A 7,455-nucleotide genomic window follows, 5' to 3' on the forward strand; every position below is an offset into this window, starting at 1 on the left:
TGATACTCTTCTGAGCTTTCTTTAAAGACATTAGCAGACATTAAAAATAGCACTTATGAAAAGCATTAGCAGATGTAAAACCCTGATTTTTCGTTGAGTTACTTCTGCTAATACAACTTATCAGACATAAATAGCTTGTCAAAAATCTAAAAGCTGAAACCTTTATATATAAATGCTTTCAATGAGATGTGGCACGAATTTACACGTATCTCGGTCGAACCCCAATACGACTTATCAGACATAAACAGCCTGAGAAAAAGTCCAATTTTGAAACCCTTGTATATCAATGGTTTCAATGAGATGTGGCATGATTTTACCCTGATCTCGGCTCAACGCCTTCCTCTCAGACATATTCAAGCTATTTCGGGACATAGAACTTTAGCTGCTCTGGAACGCTATCTAGGAGTTACAGAACAGCAGAAAGAAACGGCGATTTCTACTTTAAATTTTTGAACTAGATAAGCCAAAAGTAAATAGTACTTCTTCTTCAGGTAAGGGTAAAAAGAAATTAATAAATATTTTGGTAAATTAATAAAATTAAGGAAAAATTTTAAACCTTTAAACTAATAAGAATTCAAAAATTTATATTTTATCCCTAAAAAAAAATTAAAAAATCAGATTCTAATTTTCAAGTTGTAAGACAATACATTTCATAGATAAATTATATTGTTACATAACTCTTTTTTACGAGGATATAAATTACTCATTAAATTAATATAAAATAATGTTTGTTTAATATTATTTATGCTAGTTTAAATAATAAGTTCTGCTAGTTTCTTATTTGAACTTCAATACTTTAAACAGTTATTTACCAATACCAAATAATAAAAATTTGAACTACCTTACTTAGTTTGATCTATAACGTGAAGTTAAAGCTTTTAAATTCTGAATAAACAATTATTTAAATTATCAAATTGTTTACTTGTATTTGCATGATTTTTTTATTTTTAATAATTGCCAGGATTTTTTCATCAATAAAGTTTTGAAAATAACTAGAAAAATGTCTAATCAAAATTAGAATTTATCTATTGAAGTTTTATTAAAAAATGCAGATTTAATTAACAGTTATCAATTACAAAATGCTTTAAATATTCAATCTAGGTATACTAAAGTCAAACTAGAACAAGTCTTAAGTTTACAAAATAAAATTAAACCTCAAACTATAAACTTTTTTGCCAATCAATGGCAAATACTTAAAAAAGAAGGACGTCAATTTCCTATTGGATATTATCTTAAGGATGCTTATTTATTAAATGAAAAACAAGTTCAAAATATTCTGATAGAGCAAGAAAGAAGTCATCTAAAATTTGGAGATATTGCTGTAAATCAAGGATGGATTAAGCAAGGTACAATTAACTTTTTTTTAGATAATTTACTAATCAAACCACCACAAATAATTTCTCTAAATTTACTAGAAAAATATAATCAAAATCAATTACATCTGGAAGATAAATATATTAATTTTTCTTTAATTCTAAGTAAAGCAATAGCTTGGACTGGAGGTAATTCCCTACTTACTAAAAATATTTGTCAAATTTTTGCAAACTTTAACTTTAAGATTCCTATAGAAATAGAAGCAAGTATCATTGATCAATTTATTGAAAAATTCTTGGTTGAAAATTGGCAAACTAATAATGTAGGAAAATATATTGAACTTCTTAAAAAAAATCTAGATAATAGTCAAAGATGTAATCCTATTCAACTATTACAAGAATATAGAAAAATTTTATTATCAGATAATAGAATTTTTCCAAAAACTAAAGAGCAAGAAGAATTATTAACTTTAGGTTTGATAGTTAGAGAAGAAAATAGATTAAAAATTACTAATTTAATTTATTTAAAAGTTTTTAATCTAGATTATGTCGAGCGACAAATAGCTAAATTGCAAAAGATAATTGACTTACAAGAAACCAACAAAGTAGATAACACTAGTAATCTTGTTATCAATAATCTAAAAAATAATAATGTTGCTAAAAATAAAAATTTATTGTCTATTTATTTTGATAAAGCTAATAATTATCAAAATCATATTAAAACTAAAATAAAAAATCAGATAAATTCCAAGAATCATAAAAATATGAAAAAAATAAAATCATTAATAATTTTAACAGGAATTATTATTTTCCTACCTATTTTTTTAATTATTATTAATGATTTTTTAGTAAAAAATAAAATAAAACAGTTAGATTTTTCGCAAAAATTAGCAATTCATAATCTCCGAAAATTTTGTAATAATATAAACTTCTCAAATTCTAATTTAAATTTAATATTTCAATTAGAACAGAAGAAAAAAGAGTTTTCAAAACATAATCCTAATAATTTATATGTTTTTCCTAATGTCTGTGAAACTGCACTTAATGAGTTAAGAGTTCTTACTGCTCCTGAATTAGCCAAGGAAGGTAAAACCATAGAAGCTATAAGAATTCTTTGCAATGTGCCTGCTGACTCTGAGTTCTTAATTGAAGCTACCGTTTGGCTCGATCACTGGTATCGCTCTTCCAATTGGGGAAAAGAAACCAAACTTTATTTAAAAGAAGTTTCCGATTGTCCACCTAGGGAGAAACTTAGAGTTTCTAATGATAAATAATAAATATAGTTGATTCTAGATTCTTAACGGCTAAAGGTTTGGCAAATAAGTATCCTTGAGCAGATTCACAACCCAAAGTTTTTAGTTGATTAACCTGCTCTCTGGTTTCTACTCCTTCGGCGATCGCTTTTAGTTGGAGAGTATGTGCTAAAGTAATAATAGTTTTGACAATCTCGAAGCTCTCAGCATTGGAATTAATATTCTCAACAAAAGAACGATCTATTTTTAAGTTATCAATCGGCAAACGACGCAAATAACTCAAAGAAGAATAACCCGTACCAAAGTCATCGATACTAAGCTTAATGTTACGGCGTTTAATTTCAGCCAAAGTATTGTTAGTATTTTGTCCTGAATCTACTAAGACTCTTTCAGTAATTTCTAAAATTAAACAGTTACCATCCAAACCAGTTTCAGCTAAAACTCGCTCTAGTTTCTCAATAAAATTAGCTTCTTGTATTTGTTGACTGGCGATATTGACGCTGATTGTTAAAGAATTAATTTGAGGAAGAGCGGCAAATTTTTGTTGCCAAGTGCGAAGTTGTTGACAAGCTTCTTTTAAGACCCAATCACCAATCGGGATAATTAGTCCTGTATCTTCTGCAACGGGGATAAAATCCACAGGAGAAATAAAACCTTTTTGGGGATGTTGCCAACGAATTAAAGCTTCAAACCCAATTAATGTATTTTCTTTTAAAGAAACAATTGGTTGATAATGTAAAGTAAACTCATTTCGTTTTAAAGCCAGACGTAGATCGCTCTCTAGCTCAATAGCTTTGAGAGTTTCCAGGTACATAGCTTGGTCAAATACTTCATAGCAAGCTTTTCCTTTTGCTTTCGCCCGATACATAGCGATGTCTGCATCCCGTAAAATTTGGGAACTGTTATCATAACCAGTAGCACTAAGAGCAATTCCAATACTGGCACTGGTAAAAACCGTTTGACCTTCTAAATTAAATGATGATTGAAGTTGCTTTTTAATACGATCTGCAACTTTAGTCGCATCTGTCAGATGCTTAATATTATCCAATAAAATGACAAATTCATCTCCTCCTAGGCGAGCTAAAGTATCCCCATCTCGTAAGTCTTTTGCCAATAATTGAGAAATCTCAATTAGTAATCGATCTCCTATTAAATGACCTTGGCTATCGTTGATAACTTTAAAGCGATCGAGATCGATAAACAGTAAAGCGAAGAGATAGTTAGGATTCCGTTTGGTCATTTGTAGAGAACGCTCTATACGATCCATTAATAGATTGCGATTGGGCAAACCTGTTAATCCATCATGCAAAGCATCTCGAACTAACTTTTGTTCGGCTTTTTGGCGTTCTTTAATTTCTTGTTGAAGCTCTTGATTAATAATTTCGAGCTTTTGATTAGCGGTTTGTAATTCAGCAGTGCGAGCGCGTATTTTCTGTTCTAATTGTTGATTTAGTTGTGTTAATTGTTGATTTAGTTGGGTAACTTCCGCTTTGGCTGACTGGAGAGCGAGTTGATTTTTAACTCTAATAAAAACTTCTTCTACTTGAAAGGGTTTAGTAATATAGTCTACTCCCCCAACTTCAAAAGCCTTAACTTTATCTAAAACATCATCTAAAGCACTGAGAAAAATTACGGGAATCTCTTTTGTGGTGGGATTGGCTTTTAATTTTTGACATACTGTATAGCCATCCATTTCTGGCATTTTGATGTCTAGCAATATTAAATCTGGAAGGACTTTTTGTGCCACTTTCAAAGCCGTAGTACCATTTTTAGCACAGCGAACTATATAACCTTGTTGATCAAGAGTATTGGATAAAATCCTCAAATTATCCGCAATATCGTCAACAACTAAAATACTATTCATTATTTATCATCTATACATTTATGGTTAATTGGTAATGAGTTCATTGAGTATTGATATTGACAAAGTCAGAGGAAGCCCCGTCTTTTCAAGGCGGGGTCTCTCTGACTGTTTGCTCTACTAAATCAACAATGTCATCAAAATCAAAATCTTTGACTTTGTTTTGAAGTGCCTGGGTCAATAAAGTATGTCGAACGGGAATTTGAGCGATTAATTCTGCGACCATTTTTTCATTCAAATCGGCAGAAGCTCTTCCTAGCTGGGTTAACCATTCACTAGGCATTACTCGTAAAGAAGTCGGTTCTAAAATAAAATCAGAGATTGGCTCGGCTACAATACCTGCTGATTCGTTATTTTTGGCATAAACATAACGCACACCCAAATATTCCGCCATTTTGTCAAATAAGACTGCCCCTCGAAATGGTTTACGCACAAAATCATCACATCCAGTCGATAAAATAATTGCTCTTTCCTCTTCAAAAGTCGATGCTGTCAAGGCAATGATATAAGTAGCTTGTCCTTTGAGGTGTGATTTGATGTATTCGGTAGCTTCATAGCCATTCATAACTGGCATCCGCATATCCATCCAAATTAGATGGGGTTGCCACTGTTCCCAGATTGCAATCGCTTCTTTGCCATTAACAGCTTCTTTAGTTTCAAATCCAATAGGTTCGAGGAGTTTTAAGACAATTTGACGGTTTTCCCAGCGATCGTCCACAACTAAGATGCGATAATTGGGTTGATTGGGTTCTAAACCAATGACTTTTTTGGGTGGTTTTTGGGGTTGTAATTCTTCTTCAAGTGCAGCTTCCGCAATTATATTAAATTTAAAAACCGTTCCTACTCCTAACTGACTGCTAGCGGTAAGCTCTCCCCCCATTAGTTGCACGAATTTACGGCTAATAGGTAATCCTAAACCTGTTCCTTCTTCTGATTGTCTTCCGCTTTCGGTTTGGGTAAAGGCTTCAAACAGAGTACCTAATTCTTCAGGTGCGATACCTGCACCAGTATCTTCGATTTCAAACAACAAGGTATTAATGTCGGTGGTGTCTGGTTTAACTCTGAGAGTGACACTCCCTTCTGTGGTGAATTTGATGGCATTATTCAGCAGATTAATTAATACCTGGCGTAGTTTTTGTTCGTCGGTACAAATGTATTGAGGTGTATCGAGATGTCGCTCAAATAAAAGCTGTAATCCTTTAGCATCAGCTTTAAACTCCAGCATTTCTGCGGTGGTATCGAGAAGTCGGTGTAAGTCAAAGCTACTGGGATTGAGAGAGATTCGCCCCGCTTCGATTTTTGAGATATCCAAAACATCGTTAATTAAAGCGAGTAAATGTTCTCCACTGCGATTAACAATTGCTAAATTTTCTTTTTGCGCTCGCGTTGCCGTTTGATCCCGTTGCATAATTTGGGTAAAACCAAGAATCGCATTAAGCGGAGTACGTAATTCATGGCTCATGTTTGCCAAAAAGGTACTTTTAGCTTTATTGGCTACTTCTGCGGTTTGTTGTGCTTGTTCGGCTTTTTCTTTGGATATTTGTAGTTCTTGAGTTCGTTCTGTAACGCGGTTTTCTAATTCTTGGTTAGTTTGCTCTAATTCTTGGTTGGTACGATCCAATTCTGCGTTGGTGGATTCTAAGGTTTTATTAGTGACATCGAGTTGAGTAAAAGAAGCTTTTAACTGACTCGCCATCTGGTTAAAAGAGTGAGCTAGTACCCCTAATTCATTAACCCCAAAAACTTCTACTGTTCGATCTAAATCTCCATTGGCGATTGCATTACTAGCATCACTCAAGCGACGGATCGGGCGAGTTATCCAACCAGAGGTAATGATTCCCAATAAAGTTGCTACTACTAATGAAGCAATACACAACAAGATAGTAGTGCGGTTATTGGCGTGGATTTCTGCCATAAAGTCCGATTCTGGCATCGCTACTACTACTAGCCAATCTAAACCCAGTTCATCTTTCCAAGGGGTTACTTGTACGAATTGAGGTGAGCCCTCAATCTCAAACTTTAATTGTTGAACCTGGTTGATATTCTTCAGACTATTAAATTTTTCCTTTAAATAATTGGTTGTAGCTTTAATCAATTGATCGCTACTCTCAGAAGCTTTAAGTCTTTTAGCCTCATTTTTAATTAATTTGTAAGGTTGTTCGTTACTAGAACTTCCTACTAATAAACCATTTCTTTCTAAAATAAACACTTTTCCCGAAGGGCTAACCTCAATATCCCGCAGAAAACTACTAACCTGAGATAGTTGCTGATCGACGCTGAGAACTCCCAAAAGTTGTTTTTTTGCATCGTATATGGGATAACTAAGAGCGATCGAAATGTATTCAGGATAGTCTTCCCACTGATAAATATCACTCCAGATCGGCTTTCCTGCTTGAACCGCATTACTGTACCAAGCTTCTGACTTAAAATCGTATTCATCAAACCCGCTAAGCTCTGCTCCTTCTAGAGGTTTTCCTTGTTCATCGGCAAAATACCAATTGTTTTTACCATTTGTGTTTCTAGAGGTTTCGCTAATTTCAAAGTTTCCATCCTGATAGCGTCCAGCACCCATAAAATTACCGTTAGCAGTACCCAAGCTAATATAGCCAACGTCTTTAAAGAGTTTAATCTGCTTCCAAAGATAAATTTTAGTTTGTTGAAAATTTTCTATGTCTAATAATCCTGTTTCTAAACCATCTAGATTGAGTTGATTAATCTGACGGGGAGTTGATAAATAAATGTCTAAATGTTGAGCTACTAGATCGCTAGTTTTTCCTGTTAACTGTGTTGCTAGCTCGTTAACTGCTTTTTGCCCGTTACGAAAGGAAAGATAACTAGTAATCCCCACAGCAGCAAAAATTTGTAACACAAATGGCACTACTAATACTAAAGGTAAAGGAACACCTTTGGTTGCTTTAGATAGAGGGCTACTGTTAGTAACAGACAACTCTTTTTCTCGATCTAAGTTCATGGGCAATCTAGCTTTTTAGCTTACTAAATCAAAATTTAAACTATCGAGTCACTATTA

At 33.3% G+C, this 7,455-nt stretch carries 4 protein-coding genes; 2 read left to right on the forward strand and 2 right to left on the reverse strand.

All coding sequences use genetic code 11. The features are described 5' to 3' along the window. Nucleotides 1–186 precede the first annotated feature (186 nt). Together H1P_RS38610 and H1P_RS29030 are read left to right on the forward strand one after the other, a co-directional pair. The gene (locus tag H1P_RS38610; RefSeq protein ID WP_246142005.1) at nt 187–453 is read left to right on the forward strand and encodes a hypothetical protein; all 267 of its coding nucleotides are present in this window, start codon (nt 187–189) and stop codon (nt 451–453) included. A 1,156-nt stretch (nt 454–1,609) separates the two neighbouring features. Beyond that, the gene (locus H1P_RS29030; protein WP_144874298.1) at nt 1,610–2,587 is read left to right on the forward strand and encodes a hypothetical protein; all 978 of its coding nucleotides are present in this window, start codon (nt 1,610–1,612) and stop codon (nt 2,585–2,587) included. Here H1P_RS29030 and H1P_RS29035 read toward each other — a convergent pair. Further along, nucleotides 2,574–4,430, reverse strand: a complete 1,857-nt coding sequence (locus tag H1P_RS29035) for a two-component system response regulator (protein ID WP_144874300.1) — start codon at nt 4,428–4,430, stop codon at nt 2,574–2,576. The two genes, H1P_RS29030 and H1P_RS29035, sit on opposite strands and share 14 nt — an antisense overlap. Nucleotides 4,431–4,515: 85 nt before the next feature. Then, entirely contained in the window at nt 4,516–7,398 is a 2,883-nt protein-coding gene (locus tag H1P_RS29040; protein WP_144874302.1) for a hybrid sensor histidine kinase/response regulator, read from the reverse strand. Nucleotides 7,399–7,455 lie beyond the last annotated feature (57 nt).

Source organism: Hyella patelloides LEGE 07179 (genome assembly GCF_900659865.1).
Taxonomy (GTDB): Bacteria; Cyanobacteriota; Cyanobacteriia; order Cyanobacteriales; family Xenococcaceae; genus Hyella; species Hyella patelloides.

What these genes read in the sequence shown, in the direction of transcription:
- H1P_RS38610 (WP_246142005.1), top strand. Translation starts at nt 187, where the DNA reads ATGTGGCACGAATTTACACGTATCTCGGTCGAACCCCAATACGACTTA.
- H1P_RS29035 (WP_144874300.1), bottom strand. Translation starts at nt 4,430, where the DNA reads ATGAATAGTATTTTAGTTGTTGACGATATTGCGGATAATTTGAGGATT.
- H1P_RS29040 (WP_144874302.1), bottom strand. Translation starts at nt 7,398, where the DNA reads ATGAACTTAGATCGAGAAAAAGAGTTGTCTGTTACTAACAGTAGCCCT.